The organism is Martinezella lusitana, from assembly GCF_900094565.1.
GTDB classification, from domain to species: Bacteria; Pseudomonadota; Alphaproteobacteria; order Rhizobiales; family Rhizobiaceae; genus Rhizobium; species Rhizobium lusitanum.
In genome coordinates this window covers 91,679-108,953 of the sequence record NZ_FMAF01000011.1, presented here as the reverse complement: position 1 = coordinate 108,953, position 17,275 = coordinate 91,679, and the positions used below count along the sequence as shown (strand labels likewise).

The following is a 17,275-nucleotide window of genomic DNA, read 5'->3' as shown; positions in this document are numbered from 1 at the left end:
GGGGAGCGGCCGGAGCCGCTCCCGCGCACCGTTAGTTCATTGCGTCGGTGAGAATCTTCGGTGCCTGGTCGCCGTTCGACTGCGGCCACGCCTCGATCAGGTTATCGCGGGTCACCGCAAGGGCCGGGAGCACGACGTAGGGAGGTGCGTCCTTTCCGAGTAGGGCGTATCCGGCAAGGATGCCCTCGGCATAACCGGCGCCGTACGGACGCTGGGATCCGGTTGCCTTGACGTAACCCTTCTTAGCCATGTCGATCGAGATGTTGACGCCAAGGTCGCAAGTGGTGATGACGAGGCTCTTGGACGCGCCCGCTGCGCGCGCCGCTGACAGGACGCCTTCTGTTGGAACGTCCCACACGGCCCAGATGCCATTGAGGTTGGGGTGGGCCGTCAGCATTGCGGAGGCGACGCGCTCGGATTCGCTTGAGAAATCAGGGCCTCCGACACCGGTCTCCTGGACGATCTTGATATCCGGATAATCCTTGATCGCTTCCTTGAAGCCGACCACGCGTTCTTTGGTGGCAAAAAGGTCGGACGCATGCGGGATGAGACCGATTTCGCCCTTGCCGTCGAGCGCCTTGGCCATGAGCAGTGCGGCGACCTTTCCCATCCCGCGGTTGTCGGAAGAGACGAGGCTCACATAGTCTTTGCCAGCCTTCATCCCGGCGCCGGTCTGGTCAAGGAAGATGATCTTAATGCCAGCGGCAGCAGCTTTCTTGTATGCTGCGGCCGTGGCTGACTGCTCGGCGGGAACGGTGATCATGACGTCAGGTTTGAGCGCCATGACGCTTTCGATGTCTGAAACTTGCTGCTCCGCGCGATATCCAGCATCAGTCGTCGCAACGATTTCGACGCCGAGCTCTTCCAGGGCCTTCTTTTGCCCGGCCATCTGGGCCTTGGCCCAGTCAGACGCCGTGTAGTGCATCACAATGGCCGCTTTGGCATGCTTCGCCTTGATCTTTTCGATCTCTTCGGCGGATAGCTTCAGGTCGCTCGCGAGGGTCGCTTTTTCGCCGTTGGGCCCGCTTGCCGGGTGACTTTCAATATCCTTGATCTGTTTATCGACATCGATCGCGAAGGCGCTCGGCGCATAGGCAGCGCTGCCGCCGAGGGCAGTGGCAAGGGCGATCATCTGTAGGGACTTGCGCATCGTCATAGGCATTTCGGTTCCTCCCTTTAAGGCCTATTGAGTTCCTCGAATTCAATAACGTATACGTTAATGCATTTGTAAAAGCTGTCAACTGAAGAAATGTCGGGAAACATCGGCGAGCCGAATTGAGCATCCCGCATTTGGGATGGTTTCAACCACCGTGAGTGCCCAACGCGGTATTCATCACGGTGGTCGTCTTGTCCGTTTGCCACCAAACGGATCGAGGCAGACCGCCCCCATGAAATCGACCCGGAACGATCCTTACGGCTCCCGATCGACGCGGTAGTCAAATAAAAGCTATTGCGCAAATAGAGAGGTATAAGGTATGAGGTATGATGTCGATGGGCAGACTTTTTGCAGCGGAATGTGATATTGTTATGTTTGTCGTATATAATACGTTATTTTGTGTTTCGATATTGTGATATCCAGAAAAGTGCGCCACATTAGTCGCGGTTTATGAGGGAGGAAGAATTGACAGCAGCAGTTTCGATCCGCGATCTCGCGAACGCTATCCGTGTCCTGTCGATCGACGCGGTTGAGGCCGCAAAGTCCGGGCACCCCGGAATGCCCATGGGCATGGCTGATGCGGCGGCGGTGCTGTTCGGCCGGCACCTCAAGTTCGATTCAAGCGAACCTGGCTGGCCGGACCGCGATCGTTTCGTCCTGTCGAACGGCCATGGCTCGATGCTGCTCTACAGCCTTCTGCACCTCACCGGGTACGAAGACATGACGATTGAGCAGGTTCGCAACTTCCGCCAATGGGGCTCCAAAACGCCAGGTCATCCCGAATACGGGCACACCGCTGGCGTCGAGACGACCACCGGGCCGCTCGGACAGGGGATCGCGTCGGCTGTCGGAATGGCTATCGCGGAGCGGCGCCTATCAACCGAATTTGGCGCAGCGCTTGTCGATCACCGGACCTACGTTTTCTGTGGAGATGGGTGTCTCATGGAAGGTGTTGGTCAGGAAGCTGCTTCGCTGGCCGGCCACCTGCAGCTCGGCAAGTTGATCGTCCTTTACGACGACAACTCCATCACCATCGACGGCTCGACCGCAATCGCGTTTTCGGAAGATGTGCTCGCGAGGTTCGACGCCTACGGATGGCACACGCAGCGCGTTGACGGTCATGATCCGGATGCGATCGACGCGGCGATCTCGCAGGCGAAGGCGGAAGGATCCAGACCATCCCTCATAGCCCTGAAAACCATCATTGGATACGGCTCTCCGTCAAGGGCAGGAACAAGCTCCGTACATGGTGCACCGCTCGGCGCCAGCGAAGCCGCCGCGACGAAGGCAGTCTATGGCTGGACGGCGGACACTTTCGAGATTCCTGCTCCAATCCTCAAAACTTGGCGCGAAGTCGGCGCGAAGGGCGCCAAGGCGCGCAAGGACTGGCAAGCGCGGCTCGAAGCAGCGGGCGCAGATGTCAGAAGTGAGTTTGAACGCCGCACCGCCGGCTCATTGCCAGCGCGATATGAGGAAGCGGTCAACGCCGCCAAGGCAAAGCTGCTCGACAAGCCGCAATCAGTGGCAACGCGTAAGGCAAGCCAGATCGCACTGGAAGCGCTGACGGAGCTGCTTCCGGAAATGATCGGCGGGTCCGCTGACCTCACCCACTCAAACTTGACCCGGGTTCCGGCCGTCGACAGCGATTTCACCGCCGCTGCAAGCGGGCGGTATGTCAGCTATGGCGTTAGAGAGTTTGCCATGGCCGCCGCGATGAACGGTATGGCGGCTCACGGCGGCGTCATACCCTATGGTGGCACGTTCCTCGTCTTCTCGGATTATTGCCGCAATGCCATTCGTGTGGCGGCTCTGATGGGCGTCCGCTCTATCTTCGTGATGACGCATGACTCGATCGGTCTTGGCGAAGACGGTCCGACGCACCAGCCGGTCGAGCATCTTGCCAGCCTCAGGGCAATGCCGAACTTGCATGTATTCCGGCCGGCCGACACCATCGAGACGCTGGAATGCTGGGATCTTGCAATAACCAGCAAGAACACGCCGTCGGTTTTGGCGCTCTCGCGGCAGAATGTCCCGCAACTGCGCGCCCAGCGTGACGGCATCAATCGCTGCGCACGGGGAGCCTATGTGCTGCGGGAAGCGAGCAGCGAACGTGCCGTCACAATCATCGCCACTGGAACGGAAGTCGCGCTTGCGATCCAGGCTGCCGACGAGCTTGAGGCGAGAAACGTTCCCGCCGCTGTCGTCTCGATGCCGAGCTGGGATCTCTTCGAACAGCAGCCCAAGGATTACCGCAGCTCGGTCCTCGGCAACGCGCCGCGCATTGCCGTGGAAGCGCTCTCGAAGTTCGGCTGGACTAGGTATGTCGACAGCGAAGACGACGTGATTGGGATGTCCGGCTTCGGAGCGTCTGCGCCGGCCGAGACGCTGTACGAGCAATTTGGGATCACGCGTGACGCAATCGTCACGCGCGCCCTAGCAAGGATAAGGGGCAAGCAATGAGCGCGCCGGCGACACCCGGAAATGACGAAGCGGGCGTCCAGTATGGTTCTGTCGATGAGTACCTCTCGACCTGGGCTGCTGAGGATTTGTCCCGTCAGGGGGTGGCGGCTCTAATCAACGGTGTGTTGGATGCCGCCTGTCTTTTATCCGCACGCATCGCAGCCGGTTCCCTGGAGGGCGATCTGGCCCACCTTGTCGGATCAAATACCGACGGTGATGCGCAAAAGGCAATCGACATCGCGTCGCACGAGTTGTTCGTCGAAATACTCGCACGCGCAGGCGCTGCCAGGGTCCTGTCCGAGGAGGCCGACGCGCCAGTTATGCTCAATGGCCAGCATTTTGCGGTCGCAATCGATCCGATCGACGGTTCAGGCAATGTCGGGCTGGGCACGCCCGTCGGCACGATCTTCTCGATCATGCCTTTCTGCGAAGCTGAAGATCCCTTTTTAACCCCTGGAAAGCGCCAGGCCGCGGCCGGTTATGTCTCATTCGGCAACACGGTCGATTTGGGCTTTTCGGTCGGTGAGGGTGTGCTGCTGGCGACGATGCATCCCCAAACCGGCGAGTTCCTGATCGTCAAAAGGCAGGTTCAGATACCTCGCGACACGTCCGAGCTTGCATATAACGCTTCCAACCACCGTCACCTTCACCCTGCCATGAGCCTGTATCTTCAGGATTGTCTGACCGGCAAGGAGGGAACGCGCGGCCGCGATTTCAACATGCGTTGGCTCGGATCGGCAGTCGGAGAGCTCCACCGGATCCTGATCAGGGGCGGTGTGTTCTTCTACGCCGGCGACAAGCGACCCGGCTTTGAAAATGGGCGCCTTCGCCTGGTGTATGAAGCGAATCCGATCGCGTTCCTGATGGAGCAGGCCGGGGGGCGGGCCACCGACGGCACGACCGCCATCCTGGACAAGATCCCGACCTCTCACCATTGCCGCACGCCGCTGGTTTTCGGTTCGGCGACGGAGGTCGACGTGATCGCAAGCTATCTCAATTCCAATCCAACCAGCGAGTAACACGTCATGGCCAGGATTACTCTCCGCCAGCTGCTGGATGATGCCGCCGAACACGGCTACGGCGTACCGGCGTTCAACATTAACAACATGGAACAGGCGCTTGCCATCATGGAAGCGGCCGACGGAACGGATTCGCCTGTGATTCTCCAGGCGAGCCGTGGGGCCCGAGCCTATGTCAACGACATCATGCTCAAGCACATGATGGAGGCTGTGACGGAAATCTATCCGCATATCCCCGTTTGCGTCCATCTTGACCACGGAAACGAACCGAGCACCTGCGTCACCGCGATCCAGCATGGTTTTACGTCCGTCATGATGGACGGATCGATCCTTGCTGACGGGAAAACCGCGGCGGATTGGGACTACAACGTCAAGGTCACGAGAAGCGTCAGCGACACGGCCCATTGGGCAGGGGTTTCGGTGGAAGGGGAGCTTGGCGTTCTGGGCTCGCTTGAGACCGGTACGGGCGAGGCGGAAGACGGTCACGGCGTCGAAGGCAAGCTCGATCCGCATCAGCTTTTGACCGATCCGGAGGAGGCGGCGAAATTTGTCGCGGAGACCAAGGTGGATGCGCTTGCCGTCGCAATGGGCACCAGCCATGGCGCCTACAAGTTCTCACGCCGGCCGGACGGTGACGTGCTGGCAATGGATGTTATCGAGGCGATCCACCGGAAACTTCCGAATACCCATCTCGTCATGCACGGTTCGTCAAGCGTGCCGGAGGAGTTGCAAGAAATTTTCAATCGCTTCGGCGGGCGGATGAAGCCCACCTGGGGCGTGCCGCTCGAGGAAATCCTGCGCGGCATTCGGCATGGTGTGCGAAAGGTCAACATCGACACTGATTGCCGCATGGCAATGACCGGGCAGGTGCGCCGAGTGCTGTCCGAAGATCCGACAGAATTCGACCCTCGCAAATATTTGAAGCCTGCAATGACGGCGCTTTCAAAGCTGTGCCGCGAGAGATTCGAAGCTTTCGGAACGGCAGGACGCGCAAGCTCCATTCATGTTGTGCCGCTCGCGGAAATGGCGAAGCGGTATCGAGCCGGCTCGCTCTAGGTCGGCCAACATCCATTTGAACGCAAACGTGGTGAAGCGGCGATGACCGAGAAGAAAACCCTCTGGATTGGCACCAGCTGGAAGATGAACAAGACGCTTGCCGATGCCGCGCAGTTTGCGCACGGTCTCAGGGCCGCAGACATCACGTCCCATCCGCGCATCCAGCGCTTTGTCATCCCTCCTTTCACTGTTGTCCGGGAAGTGAAGACCACGTTGGCGGGCACGTCGGTGAAGGTCGGCGCGCAGAACATGCATTGGGACGAGGAGGGCGCCTGGACGGGCGAGATTTCACCCTTGATGCTCAAGGACTGCAACCTCGACATCGTCGAGCTTGGTCACTCCGAGAGGCGTGAACATTTCGGTGAGACGGACGTGACGGTAGGACTGAAAGTCGGGGCGGCGGTTCGCCACGGCTTGATCCCGCTCATCTGCATAGGGGAGACACTTTCCGAACGCGAGGCCGGGCGAGCCCGCGACGTCCTCGAGCGCCAGGTTCGCGGCGCGTTGGGATGCCTTTCTACAGACCAGAAGCACAAACCGATACTGCTTGCCTACGAGCCTGTTTGGGCCATTGGCGTCGATGGGATCCCCGCGACAGCGGACTACGCCGACGCCCGCCAGGCCGAGATCATCGCGTTCGCGGAAGCCGTGCTCGGCCGGCGCATTCCCTGCCTCTACGGCGGTTCGGTCAACGCGGACAACTGCGAAGAGCTCATATCCTGCCCCCATGTCGATGGGCTGTTCATCGGCCGCTCGGCCTGGAAGATCGAGGGCTACCTCGACATCCTCGAAAAGTGCGCGGCCAAAATCTGAGGAGTGATGAAGATGAAAATTGCAGTAGCAGGCGACAGCGCGGGCGAAGGCCTCGCCAAGGTCCTCGCCGATTATCTCAAGGACCGTTTCGAGGTGTTCGAGGTCTCCCGGACGGACGCCGGTCTCGACGATTTCTATGCGAACCTCTCCGACAGGGTCGCCAACGGCGTGCTCGACGGCACCTATGACAAGGCCATCCTGGTGTGCGGCACCGGGATCGGCGTCTGCATTTCGGCAAACAAGGTGCCGGGTATTAGGGCAGCCCTCACACACGATACTTATTCCGCCGAGCGGGCGGCGTTGTCGAACAACGCCCAGATCATTACCATGGGCGCCCGCGTCATTGGATCGGAACTTGCGAAGACGATCGTCGACTCCTTCCTCGCCCAGAGGTTCGACGAGAACGGTCGCTCGGCCAGCAATGTTGCCGCCATCGACGAGGTCGATACGAAATACCACACCCGCTAGTTGGAAGGCTGGGCAAGCATTGCTCGCGGTCGACGCGCCAGGCGCAATCAGCCTGGCGCATTATCGTTTTCTGGCAATTTTCAGAACCCGGCGAATAGGCCGGGCGGCATACGGTATCCGGGCTTCGCGTCCGCCTTCAGATGCCGCCGGTGATGATCGCAGTGCGACCTGCGGGAAATGCAAGATGCGCCACGCCTTGACGTGATGCCCTGGCTGTCATTTCAGCAGGGATGTGCGGAAGTGTTCCATGTTTTCCTCGACGCTTTCGCGGCTGAGGTCACCGGTCTTTCTGTCCCGGATCATCTGAAACATGTGTTCGTGGAGATCGACTGCGCGCCATTTGCCACTGACCTCTAGCGATTTTTGCACCCAAGGCGCGACCATCGTCAGCACGAAGTCGGCGATCACGACGATCAACGGGTTTCCGGCAGCTTTGTATATTGCTCGGTGGAAATCGAGATCGGCCTTGAGGAGATCTTCGATCGCGGAGTTCGCATCCTCCGACAGCCTTTTTAGTCGGTCGATGCACTCTCTCATCGTGGCGAGGTCTTCGTCCGTACGCCGCAGCGACGCGAGTTCTGAACAGTTGCGGTCGAAAATGTATCGCAGTTCCATCAGCATCTCAGGCGTCGAGCTCTGAAGATAGAGCTGAAACATCGCGAGCGGCATCGCCGGAAGGCCTTCGTCCTTACGGATGTAATTTCCAAAGCCATGACGCGTCTCGACAAGACCCGAGACCGCGAGCGTTTTGATCGCCTCTCTGATTGGAGTGCGACTGATCCCGAGAAGCTGGGCCAGCTCTTTTTCATTGGGAAGTTTGTCACCAGGCCCGAGGTTGCCTTTGGCAATTTCGCCCGTAATGTAGTCGAGCGCTATGTCCAGCCGGCTTGGGATTTTCTTTGGGTCAACAGACAGCATTCCTGGTCACGCTCCAATCAGAAATCGAAAAGGTACGAGGTCATACCGCGTTTTACCGCTTGCGACAAATGCCGAACGTCGAACTGGCCACTTCTCCAGGTTATTCGCTGATTTGTCCCAGCCGCTTCGAGGCTTTTGGATCGAATGGGAACATGAGGCCAGCGGCCAGGAAGCCGCCGTCGACGTTCAGGGTGTGCCCCGTAATATAGGCAGCATCGTCGCTCGCCAGGAACACCGCGGCATCAGCGATTTCCGATGGTTCGCCATAACGGCGTTGCGGAACTAGCCGATGATAGGCGTCACGCGTTTCGACCGTGTGCATGACTTTCGAGACCTCGGTCAATATCGGGCCCGGTGCGATGTTATTCACGTTGATTCCCGATTCCGCGAGTTCCACCGCCATAACCTTCGTGAGGAGTTCGACGCCGGCCTTTGAGGCTCCATAGGCCGAACGTCCGACACCGCCCTTCTGACCGGACAGCGAAGCGATATTGATGATCCGCCCATAGCCTTTGGCGGCCATGATCCGAGCAAAGGCTTGCGCCACGAGGAATGTTCCGGTCAGATTGATCCGGACGACGCGTTCGAATTCCTCCCTTGAGCTTTCGAGAAACAGAGTGGTTGCGCCCACGCCCGCGTTGTTCACGAGTATGTCGACCGTGCCGAACCGGCCAATCGTTTCCTTAACGATCGTCTCAACGTCTTCGTTGACCGAAATATCGGCGCGGACGGCCAAAGCCCGCTCCCCAAGCCGCTCGGCGGCTTCGTTCGCCACTTCCAGATCGCGGTCGACGATAACGACATTCGCGCCTTCGCGAACATAGGCTTCAGCGATTGCCAGTCCGATGCCCCGGCCAGCGCCCGTCACCACGGCAGTGCGTCCAGAAAGTCTCATCTCGTCGTCCTCCAATTTTCTCGATATGAGGTATAAGGTATAAGGTATGACCTTGACAGAGTTATGAGCTGCTTCTATGAGTATTGTCAAGAGTGAAGCCCGGCTGATGTATGGAGGAAGATATCCTCGGCCGGGATATTGGGAGGATCCGATGACATCAGCTGGCAAGCTCAAGGCCGTGTTTTACGGCGACGACTTCACGGGTTCTTCCGAAAACCTGGCGCAGTTCCATCGCAGTGGTGTGAAGGGAAAACTCTATCTCGCACGCCCTTCAGCACAGACGGCGTCAACAGATGCTCTGTCTTATGATGTGCTTGGCTTCGCCGGTACCGCAAGGGCGTTGTCCGGCGTCGAGCTCGACGAGGAGCTTGACAGCGCGTTTTCGATCATGCGCACCCTCAACAGTCCGCTTATCCAATACAAGATCTGTTCGACGTTCGACTCGTCGCCCACCGTTGGAAGCTATGGTGCTGTTCTGGCGCGCGCTGCGGCTCACTTCGGCAAGAGGGACGTTCCAGTCCTCGCCGCGACCCCGGACTTCGGGCGCTACACCTGTTTCGGAAATCATTTCGCGCGCTTTGCCGACAGGATTGAGCGGCTCGACCGGCACCCGAGCATGTCGCGCCACCCCAGGACGCCGATGCACGAGGCGGATCTGCGCATGCATCTGGCTGGGCAGACAGATAAGGAATTCGTCAACGTCACGCTTCCCGCAATCCGGAACCGCTCGGCAATGGAGGAGCGTGTCTTCAAGGCCTTCCAAGAGGGGGCAGGGGTCATTTTCGATGGGCTCGAAAATGCGGATCTTGCGGCTGTCGCCGATCTGCTCTGGGCGCGGTATCCGACACGTCCGATGTTCGCGCTTGCAGCTCAAGGCTTGGCGCAACAACTCGGCGCTCTTTGGGCCCGCTTGGGCCTGCTATCGTCGGCGGAGCCCGTCAAGACGGAGATTGCCGGCGTCGAAAATCTACTCGTCTTATCAGGTAGTTGCGCCCTGCAAACCGGGCGCCAGATTGCGGTGGCCGAAGCTTCCGGGTGGAACCTTGTCCACTTGGATGTCTCGACAGTCCGGTCCGATGATGATGCTGACGCAGTTGCGCGGGAGGCTGCTTTGAAGGCGATCGAGAGCCTTGTGCGCGGTCGATCTACAATCATCTACACGGCTCGCGGGGAAACCGGCCGCCTGGCCGGCAGCGATGTTCCCGCGGAACGCTTGGGCGCCATCTACTGTGACGTTGCGCGTGCCGTGCGCCGCGCGGTTTCCTTGCCGCGGATCGTGTTTTCGGGCGGTGACAGTTCGAGCTATGCGGTGCGGACAATCGGCGCCGAAGCGCTCGAGATCGCCGTTTTTGACGAAGTTCAAAATTGCCATGTCTGCCGCCTGGATGCGCCGGGCGACGCCGAAGTCGATGGCCTCGAAGTCATGCTGAAGGGCGGGCAGATTGGTGCCGATGACTTCTTCCTGCGGGCAAAGGCGGGCACCTCGGGTTATCTGGCGGCGTAAGGAGCAAAAGATGCAAAAGAAAATCATCCTCGAAGCCAGGGTCAACGAGTACGCGCCGCGCACATCCAACCCTAATATCCCATACACCGCCGACGAGATCGTTGAGGCCGCCGTTGCAGCCCGCAAGGCGGGAGCGGCGATTCTCCACTATCATGCCAGGACAGCCGACGGCGGTGCGACAAACACCGTTGAGGCAAACGCCGAAATCATCCGCGAAGTCAGGCAGGCGACCGATCTACTCATCCTTCCCACGCTCGGCTTTATCTCGAATGATGCCGACGCCATGAAGCGCATCGACACGGTCGCAACCCTGGCATTGGACCCTGCTACGAAGCCCGATATTGCGCCCATCGATACCGGCTCGGCCAATCTCGAGCTTTGGGATGCCGAGACGCGCAGGTTCGAAAATCCAGAACGTTTGTATCTCAACACGACCGAAAGTCTCGCGCACTACGCGCGTACCTTGGCCGAAAAGGGCGTAAAGCCGAAGCTGGTTTCCTGGTCTGTTGGGTTCACGCGCCGCGCGATCGCTCTGATGGACGCGGGCCTTGTGAGGGGGCCGGCCTACTTTCTCCTCCACCTGACGGGAGGGCGATACATTACCGGGCATCCGCCGACCGAGGCGGGTCTCATGGCGCATCTTGCATTTCTGCCCGACGACCGGCCGATCGAATGGACGGTCAATTGCCTTGGGGGCAATCTTTTGAACATTGCTCCTGCGATCTGCCGTCTGGGCGGCCACATGGCTATTGGAATAGGCGACTATCCCTATCGTGAGTTCGGCACACCCACGAACGCGGAAGTCATATCGCGCGCTGTTGAGATTGCCCAAAAGGTCGGACGTGAGCCGGCTACACCTCAGGAGGCACGCGCGATCCTCGAACTGGACGCCGCGTAGAACCAATACGGCATGCGATCCGCACACACGCGGCATAGATTTCGATTTTACGAGGTATGACGTCATATCATGGTCAACGCAACTGAGAAGATAACAGTTCAGAGAACCGCGCAGTCGTCTTCGGCGCGCGTGGTTCTGCGGGCCGAGGGCGTGGAAAAGTCGTTCAACGGCGTCCCAGCGCTCGTTGATGGCCGACTAACTCTAAAGGCCGGGACCGTCCATGCCTTGTGCGGCGGTAATGGCGCCGGCAAGTCGACATTCCTCAACATCACGATGGGACTGCTCCGCCGCGATGGAGGGATAGTGGAGATCGATGGCGAGCAGGTCGACTTCAAAAGCGCCGCTGACGCCTTGCGTCACGGCATCGCGATCATCACGCAGGAGCTTTCCCCCGTCCCCGAGATGACCGTCGCCGAGAACCTTTACCTTGGCCGCGAGCCGAAGCGACTTGGCGTGCTCGTCGATTTTAGCCAGATGCGCAGGGACGCCCAGGCATTCCTCGATGAACTCGGCTTTGAAGTCGACGCTGCCAAGAAGATGGGGGAGCTGAGCCTCGCCCAGATTCAGCTCGTCGAAATTGCGAAGGCTCTCAGCTATCGGGCACATATCGTCATCATGGACGAGCCGACATCTGCTATCGGCGAACACGAAGTCCATGTCTTGTTCAACGCGCTCCGCAAGATCACCGCGCGCGGTTCCGCAATTATCTACGTGTCTCACAAACTCACCGAAATCTTCGAGATCGCGGATGAGTACACAGTCTTCCGCGACGGCCGTTTCATCGAGACTGGAAACATCAAAGACATCGACCGCCGTCATCTTGTGACACAGATCGTCGGCCGTGAAGTCAAGCTGGTCGAGAAGGGCAAGCCTCTCGAAGACGCGCCAATCCTGCTTTCGGTCTCGAACTTGGCGCGCGGGCCTCATTTCCGAGACATCTCGCTAGACGTGGCGTCCGGCGAAGTGGTCGGAATCTACGGGCTGCTTGGGTCCGGACGAACCGAGTTCCTCGAGACAATATTCGGGCTGCACTCACCAACGGGAGGCGAAGTTGTCTTCAACGGCGGTAAGGTCAAGCCAGGCAGTCCTAAGGACGCAATTCAACGTGGAATGGCGATGGTGACCGAGGATCGCAAGGACAGTGGTCTCGTGCTCTCGGCATCGATCGCCCACAACATCACGCTTTCATCGCTGGCCTTGATGGCCATCAGCGGTTTCATCCGCGGGGACAAAGAGCGCAGCGCAGTTCAAGACATGATCGTCTCACAGAGGATCAAGTCGGCGTCGCCAGATGTTGCCGTCGAAACTCTGTCAGGGGGCAACCAACAAAAAGTCGTGCTGGCCCGGTGCCTTCTGACAAATCCAAAGCTTCTCATTTGCGACGAACCGACGCGTGGCATCGACGAAGGTTCCAAGCAGGAGATCTACGCGTTCCTGCGAGACTTCGCGGCAAAGGGCAACGGCGTCCTCGTGGTCTCCTCGGAGGCACCGGAGATCATGCAGCTCAGCGACAGGATCGCGATTTTCAAACAGGGGCAGCTCCTCAGCATCATCGACGGTGCCGAAGCAACGCAACAGACGCTTATGGACATGGCGAGCTGATGAGCGGTCATAGCCCCATTCACGGGAGGACTTGAGTAATGAATACCATCGCTGCGGCGAAGCCCGGAAACTTCCGCGCCGGGGAAATGATCAGGCAGTTCAGCATCGTTCTCGTGTTTTTCCTGATCGTCGCGTTCTTCGCGTTCGCGAACCAGTACTTCATGACATGGTTGAATTGGCTGAATCTCGTTCGCCAGTCGTCGATCAACGGCATTCTGGCGATCGGAGTGACCTTCGTCATCCTTACTAAGGGCATCGACCTATCGGTCGGCTCCGTAATGGCGCTCGCGGGCATGATCGCCGCCAGCCTCGTAACGGAGACCAACGAGCAGTTCGTGCTTTTCGGTATCTTTGCGGGTCTCGCGGCGGGAGCCGGCCTCGGCTTGGTGAATGGCGTGCTTGTTGCCGCGGTCAAGGTCCCGCCGTTCGTAGTGACGCTTGGCATGTTGAGCGTGGCCCGCGGTCTCACCTTGATCTTTTCGGAAGGACGCCCCATCCCGAATCTGTCGGATCCCTTCAAGTGGATCGGCTCCGGGCAGATCATGTATATCCCGGTACCGATCGTCATCCTGTTCGTCGTGTTCCTGATTGGATGGACCGTTTTAAACTATACGACTTTCGGCCGTTATGTGTACGCAGTTGGCGGCAACGAGAAGGCGGCTCGCACGAGCGGCATTTCCACCAAGGTGATCGTCGGTGCGACCTATGTGATCTCGGGCCTCCTGGCTGGTCTTGCGGGGCTTGTCCTGACGGCTCGCACCACCGCTGCGCTGCCGCAAGCGGGCATCGGTTATGAGCTTGACGCGATCGCCGCCGTCGTGATCGGCGGGACGAGCCTTGCGGGCGGCCGCGGATCGCTGCTCGGCACACTGATCGGCGCGCTCATCATCGGCACGATCAACAACGGCATGGACCTCATGGGCGTGTCTTCATACTACCAGCAAGTCCTCAAGGGCACGATCATCGTGGTCGCGGTCATCGCCGACCAAATCCGCAAATAAGACCAATCCCGAAATTGCCGCCGGGGAAGGCCGGCGACAATGTCCGGCCCAGCGTGTCGCGTCCGGACGTATCTTAAACCAGAGGAGAATATGAAATGCAGATGTCTAGGAGGAACCTGCTCAATGCGGGTGTGGGTATGGCAATCGCCGTAGCGACGTTGGCTGGCGGGAACTTCGCCTTCGCGCAGGACAAAATTCGGATCGCGGCTCTCTCGTTCGGTGAGTCCGGCGAGTACATGAAGGCTTGGTCGACGGAAATCCAGAACCATCCCGCCGTCAAATCGGGCGAGGTCGAGATCACCGTTTTCGACGGCAAGTATGATCCACTGACACAGGCGAACCAGATCGACACAGCGATCACCCAACAATTCAACGCGATCATCATGTCACCGTTCGACCTCGAGGCCTCGGCGCCGCCGATCGAAAAGGCCGCCGAAGCGAAAATCCCGCTTATCGTGTCGGCGCTCAAGACCAAGTCGACGAAATACACCGCGTCCATCATCGTTAACGATACCGAAGGCGGCCAGATCATCGCTGAGGAACTCGCCAAGCGCCTTCCGAACGGCGGCAACGTCGTCCTCATGGAGGGTCCGATCGGCCAGTCGGCCCAGATCGAGCGCCGCGCAGGCATCGACGCTGGTCTCGCCAAGTTCCCGAACCTCAAGCTCATCGAAGACAAGACAGGCAACTGGAGCCGCGCCGAGGGTCAGGCGCTCATGGAGAACTGGTTGCTCGCACACCCGGGTGAGATCAACGGCGTCCTTGCGGAAAACGACGAGATGGCGCTTGGCGCGATCGAAGCCATGAAGAGCGCCGGCATCGATCTCAAGACCGTTCCCGTTCTTGCGATCGACGGCATTCCGGACGCAAAGCGCGCCGTGAAGAAGGGCGAGATGGCGGTCAGCCTCTACAAGTACGCCCGCGCCGAAGGCCAGGGCGCGGTCGACCTCGCACTGCGGGCGATCAAGGGCGAGAGCTACAAGCCGCAGTCCGAAATCTGGGGCTCGCTGATGGAATGGAAGGGCGGCACCGAGAAGGACTACGTCGTGCCGTGGCTCGTGCTCGATTCCACCAATGTCGAGAAGTACATGTAATCGGACAACGGCGGACGGCCCATACGGCCGTCCGCCTTACACCAGGGAAATAGGATCGACCATCATGTTGAAGAGAAAAGTTGGAAAGACCGATGTGACGCTGACCTCGCTAGGGCTGGGTACCTCGCCGCTCGGTGGGTGCAATGTCGATGTGAGCTTCCAGACTTTCGAGGCGGTCGTCCTCAAGGCATACGACTTGGGTGTCCGCTATTTCGACACCGCGCCCCTTTACGGCCTTGGAAAGTCCGAGCATTCCCTCGGCCATGTCCTTCGCAACAACGATCTCATCGGCAAGGTCGTGGTCAGCACCAAGGCGGGGCGGATACTCAAGCCGGAAAGCCGCGCAAAGCGCGCCGAGAGCCTTTACGGCATCGACTGGGTGAAGGCGCTGCCATTTGTCGATGACTACGACTATTCCTATGACGGCATCATGCGCGCTTTCGAAGATAGCCAGCAGCGCCTGGGTATGGACCACATTGACATCCTCTATCTCCACGACGTGAGCGGCGAATGGCACCGCGAGGCGTATAGCACCCACCTTTCGGCGCTGAGATCGAGCGGTTACAAGGCGTGTGACGAGCTGCGCAGCACAGGCTCCGTGAAGGCCATCGGCCTCGGCGTCAATGAAACCGCGTCGGTCCTGCAGGTGGCAGAGGAATTTGATCTCGACTGCTCCATGGTCGCCGGGCGCTACACCCTGCTCAACCACGGCGCTCTCGACCATTTCTATCCAGAAATGCAGCGTCGCGGCATCGGTATCATTGCGGCTGGCATCTACAACTCCGGCATCCTCGCCGAGGGTAGCAAGTCGATGACAACCACCCGCACCTACGATTGCCAGCCCGCGCCTGAAGCGATCGTCCGCAAGGTCGAGGCGCTCGAAGCCGTCTGCGAGCGCCATGGCGTCTCGCTTGCGACTGCAGCGACACAATTTGTCTACGCACATCCTGCAGTGACCGCGGTGGTACAGGGAGCGCTGGCGCCCGAACACGTCGCCGCAAACGTCGCCGCGATCTCGACGCCGGTTCCGGCTGCGTTCTGGGCCGACCTGAAGTCGTCCGGCCTCATCCCTGAAGCCGCGCCAGTTCCGGAGGCATGATAGCGATGGATCTGGCTCAGCGCAGGCCCTCGGACATTCTGGTCACCTATCGGATTGAGACCGCCGGGAGCGCTGAGGCCTTGGCGGTCAAGATCGGAAGCGACCAGTCGACGGGTACATTTGTTGACCTGCCCGGAGAGACGCCGCAACTGAAGGCGCGCGCGGCCGCGCGCGTGGTCGCTTTCGAGAAACTGGACTCTGTCGAGGTTCCCTCGCTCCCTGCAGCGGGCGAAGTCTTCAACCGAGCGGAGACAACAATCGCCTATCCCCTGGAGGCCGTCGGAACTGACCTCGCGGCAGTCACCACGGTTGCATTGGGCGGGGTCTGGTCGATCAAGGAATTCACCGGGCTGAGGGTCATCGGCCTGCAGCTGCCTCCAGAGTTTGAAGGCGTCTACCCGGGGCCTCAATTTGGGATCGAAGGCTCCCGGCGTCTGACCGGCGTCTACAATAGGCCAATCATCGGCACGATCATCAAGCCCGCGCTCGGCCTCACCCCGGACGAAACGGCGCAGGTGGTTGCTGAACTCGTCGCGTCCGGTGTCGACTTCATCAAGGACGACGAGAAACTGATGTCGCCACCGTACTCCTCGTTGGAGGCGCGGGTGAAAGCGATCATGCCGATCATCCGGGATCAGGAGCAGCGCACCGGCAAGAAGGTGATGTATGCCTTCGGCATTTCCGACGTCGATCCCGACGAGATGGTTCGCAAGCACGACTTGGTCGTGCGCGAGGGTGGAAACGCCGCTGTCATCAACATCAATTCGATCGGCATGGGCGCTTTTCTGTTCCTGCGTCGGCGGTCGTCCCTTGTCTTGCACGCCCATCGCAACGGCTGGGATCTTCTCACCCGACATCCTGGTCTTGGGTTCGATTTCTCGGTCTACCAACAGCTTTGGCGACTTCTCGGCGTCGACCAATTCCAGATCAACGGCATTGCCGCCAAATACTGGGAGCCGGACGCGTCTTTCGTTCAGTCGTTCCATGATCTCCAGAAACCGATCTTCAGTGATGCCGACCGCCCGTTACCGGTCGTTTGTTCGGGTCAATGGGGTGGACAGGCGCCTGAGACCTATCGAAGGACGGAGCAGACGCTTGACCACCTTTACCTTTGTGGTGGTGGCGTCGTCAGCCATCCCGGCGGGCCGTCGGCAGGTGTCAGAGCGGTTCGTGCGGCCTGGGATGCCGCGGTCGCCGGAATCGATCTCCATGCATATGCCAAATCTCATCCAGAGCTGGCGCAGTCGCTCGCCAAGTTCGGCTCTAAAACCGTATCAGAAGGAAGATGACAG

At 59.6% G+C, this 17,275-nt stretch carries 15 protein-coding genes; 12 read left to right on the top strand and 3 right to left on the bottom strand.

All coding sequences use genetic code 11. The annotated features are described in order from the left end of the window. Window positions 1-31: 31 nt before the first annotated feature. Window positions 32-1,162: a substrate-binding domain-containing protein gene (locus GA0061101_RS21635; protein WP_028753514.1), complete on the bottom strand. Its 1,131-nt coding sequence runs from the start codon at window positions 1,160-1,162 to the stop codon at window positions 32-34. Window positions 1,163-1,606: 444 nt separating this feature from the next. Here GA0061101_RS21635 and tkt point away from each other — a divergent pair, with 444 nt between their 5' ends. The 5 genes from tkt to derI are packed head-to-tail and all read left to right on the top strand — an operon-like array spanning window position 1,607 to window position 6,972. Then, entirely contained in the window at window positions 1,607-3,616 is a 2,010-nt protein-coding gene (gene tkt, locus GA0061101_RS21630; protein ID WP_051264138.1) for a transketolase, read from the top strand. After that, window positions 3,613-4,635 (top strand): class 1 fructose-bisphosphatase, encoded by a 1,023-nt coding sequence (locus GA0061101_RS21625; protein WP_028753512.1) that lies wholly within the window; start codon window positions 3,613-3,615, stop codon window positions 4,633-4,635. Before tkt ends, GA0061101_RS21625 begins: the two co-directional genes overlap by 4 nt. Window positions 4,636-4,641: 6 nt before the next feature. Beyond that, a complete protein-coding gene (gene fba / locus GA0061101_RS21620) occupies window positions 4,642-5,691 on the top strand; it encodes a class II fructose-bisphosphate aldolase (RefSeq protein WP_004129785.1) in 1,050 nt (349 codons plus the stop codon). A gap of 42 nt (window positions 5,692-5,733) precedes the next feature. Next, window positions 5,734-6,504, top strand: coding sequence for a triose-phosphate isomerase (locus tag GA0061101_RS21615; protein ID WP_028753511.1), 771 nt, complete (start codon window positions 5,734-5,736; stop codon window positions 6,502-6,504). Between the two features lie 12 nt (window positions 6,505-6,516). Then, on the top strand, window positions 6,517-6,972 hold the full coding sequence (gene derI / locus GA0061101_RS21610) for a D-erythrulose-4-phosphate isomerase (RefSeq protein ID WP_013984669.1): 456 nt from the start codon (window positions 6,517-6,519) through the stop codon (window positions 6,970-6,972). 216 nt (window positions 6,973-7,188) lie between these two features. Here derI and GA0061101_RS21605 read toward each other — a convergent pair whose 3' ends face one another. Both GA0061101_RS21605 and GA0061101_RS21600 read right to left on the bottom strand, forming a co-directional pair. Then, window positions 7,189-7,890 (bottom strand): FadR/GntR family transcriptional regulator, encoded by a 702-nt coding sequence (locus tag GA0061101_RS21605; RefSeq protein WP_004129783.1) that lies wholly within the window; start codon window positions 7,888-7,890, stop codon window positions 7,189-7,191. A gap of 100 nt (window positions 7,891-7,990) precedes the next feature. Next, window positions 7,991-8,785, bottom strand: a complete 795-nt coding sequence (locus tag GA0061101_RS21600; RefSeq protein WP_004129782.1) for an SDR family NAD(P)-dependent oxidoreductase — start codon at window positions 8,783-8,785, stop codon at window positions 7,991-7,993. Between the two features lie 151 nt (window positions 8,786-8,936). On the opposite strand from GA0061101_RS21600, the gene GA0061101_RS21595 reads away from it, so the two are divergent. The 7 genes from GA0061101_RS21595 to oiaX all read left to right on the top strand — a co-directional run bounded on the left by GA0061101_RS21595 (window position 8,937) and on the right by oiaX (window position 17,272). Then, entirely contained in the window at window positions 8,937-10,289 is a 1,353-nt protein-coding gene (locus GA0061101_RS21595) for a four-carbon acid sugar kinase family protein (protein ID WP_028753510.1), read from the top strand. A gap of 10 nt (window positions 10,290-10,299) precedes the next feature. After that, window positions 10,300-11,187: a beta-keto acid cleavage family enzyme gene (locus GA0061101_RS21590; protein WP_028753509.1), complete on the top strand. Its 888-nt coding sequence runs from the start codon at window positions 10,300-10,302 to the stop codon at window positions 11,185-11,187. Between the two features lie 69 nt (window positions 11,188-11,256). Then, window positions 11,257-12,789, top strand: a complete 1,533-nt coding sequence (locus tag GA0061101_RS21585; protein WP_037135825.1) for a sugar ABC transporter ATP-binding protein — start codon at window positions 11,257-11,259, stop codon at window positions 12,787-12,789. 38 nt (window positions 12,790-12,827) lie between these two features. Continuing rightward, window positions 12,828-13,790: an ABC transporter permease gene (locus GA0061101_RS21580; RefSeq protein ID WP_004129777.1), complete on the top strand. Its 963-nt coding sequence runs from the start codon at window positions 12,828-12,830 to the stop codon at window positions 13,788-13,790. A 95-nt stretch (window positions 13,791-13,885) separates the two neighbouring features. Beyond that, a complete protein-coding gene (locus tag GA0061101_RS21575; protein WP_051264136.1) occupies window positions 13,886-14,884 on the top strand; it encodes a substrate-binding domain-containing protein in 999 nt (332 codons plus the stop codon). 64 nt (window positions 14,885-14,948) lie between these two features. After that, complete coding sequence (locus GA0061101_RS21570) at window positions 14,949-15,983, top strand: aldo/keto reductase (RefSeq protein ID WP_013984674.1); 1,035 nt, start codon at window positions 14,949-14,951, stop codon at window positions 15,981-15,983. Window positions 15,984-15,988: 5 nt separating this feature from the next. Next, a complete protein-coding gene (gene oiaX, locus GA0061101_RS21565; protein WP_028753506.1) occupies window positions 15,989-17,272 on the top strand; it encodes a 3-oxo-isoapionate-4-phosphate decarboxylase OiaX in 1,284 nt (427 codons plus the stop codon). Window positions 17,273-17,275 lie beyond the last annotated feature (3 nt).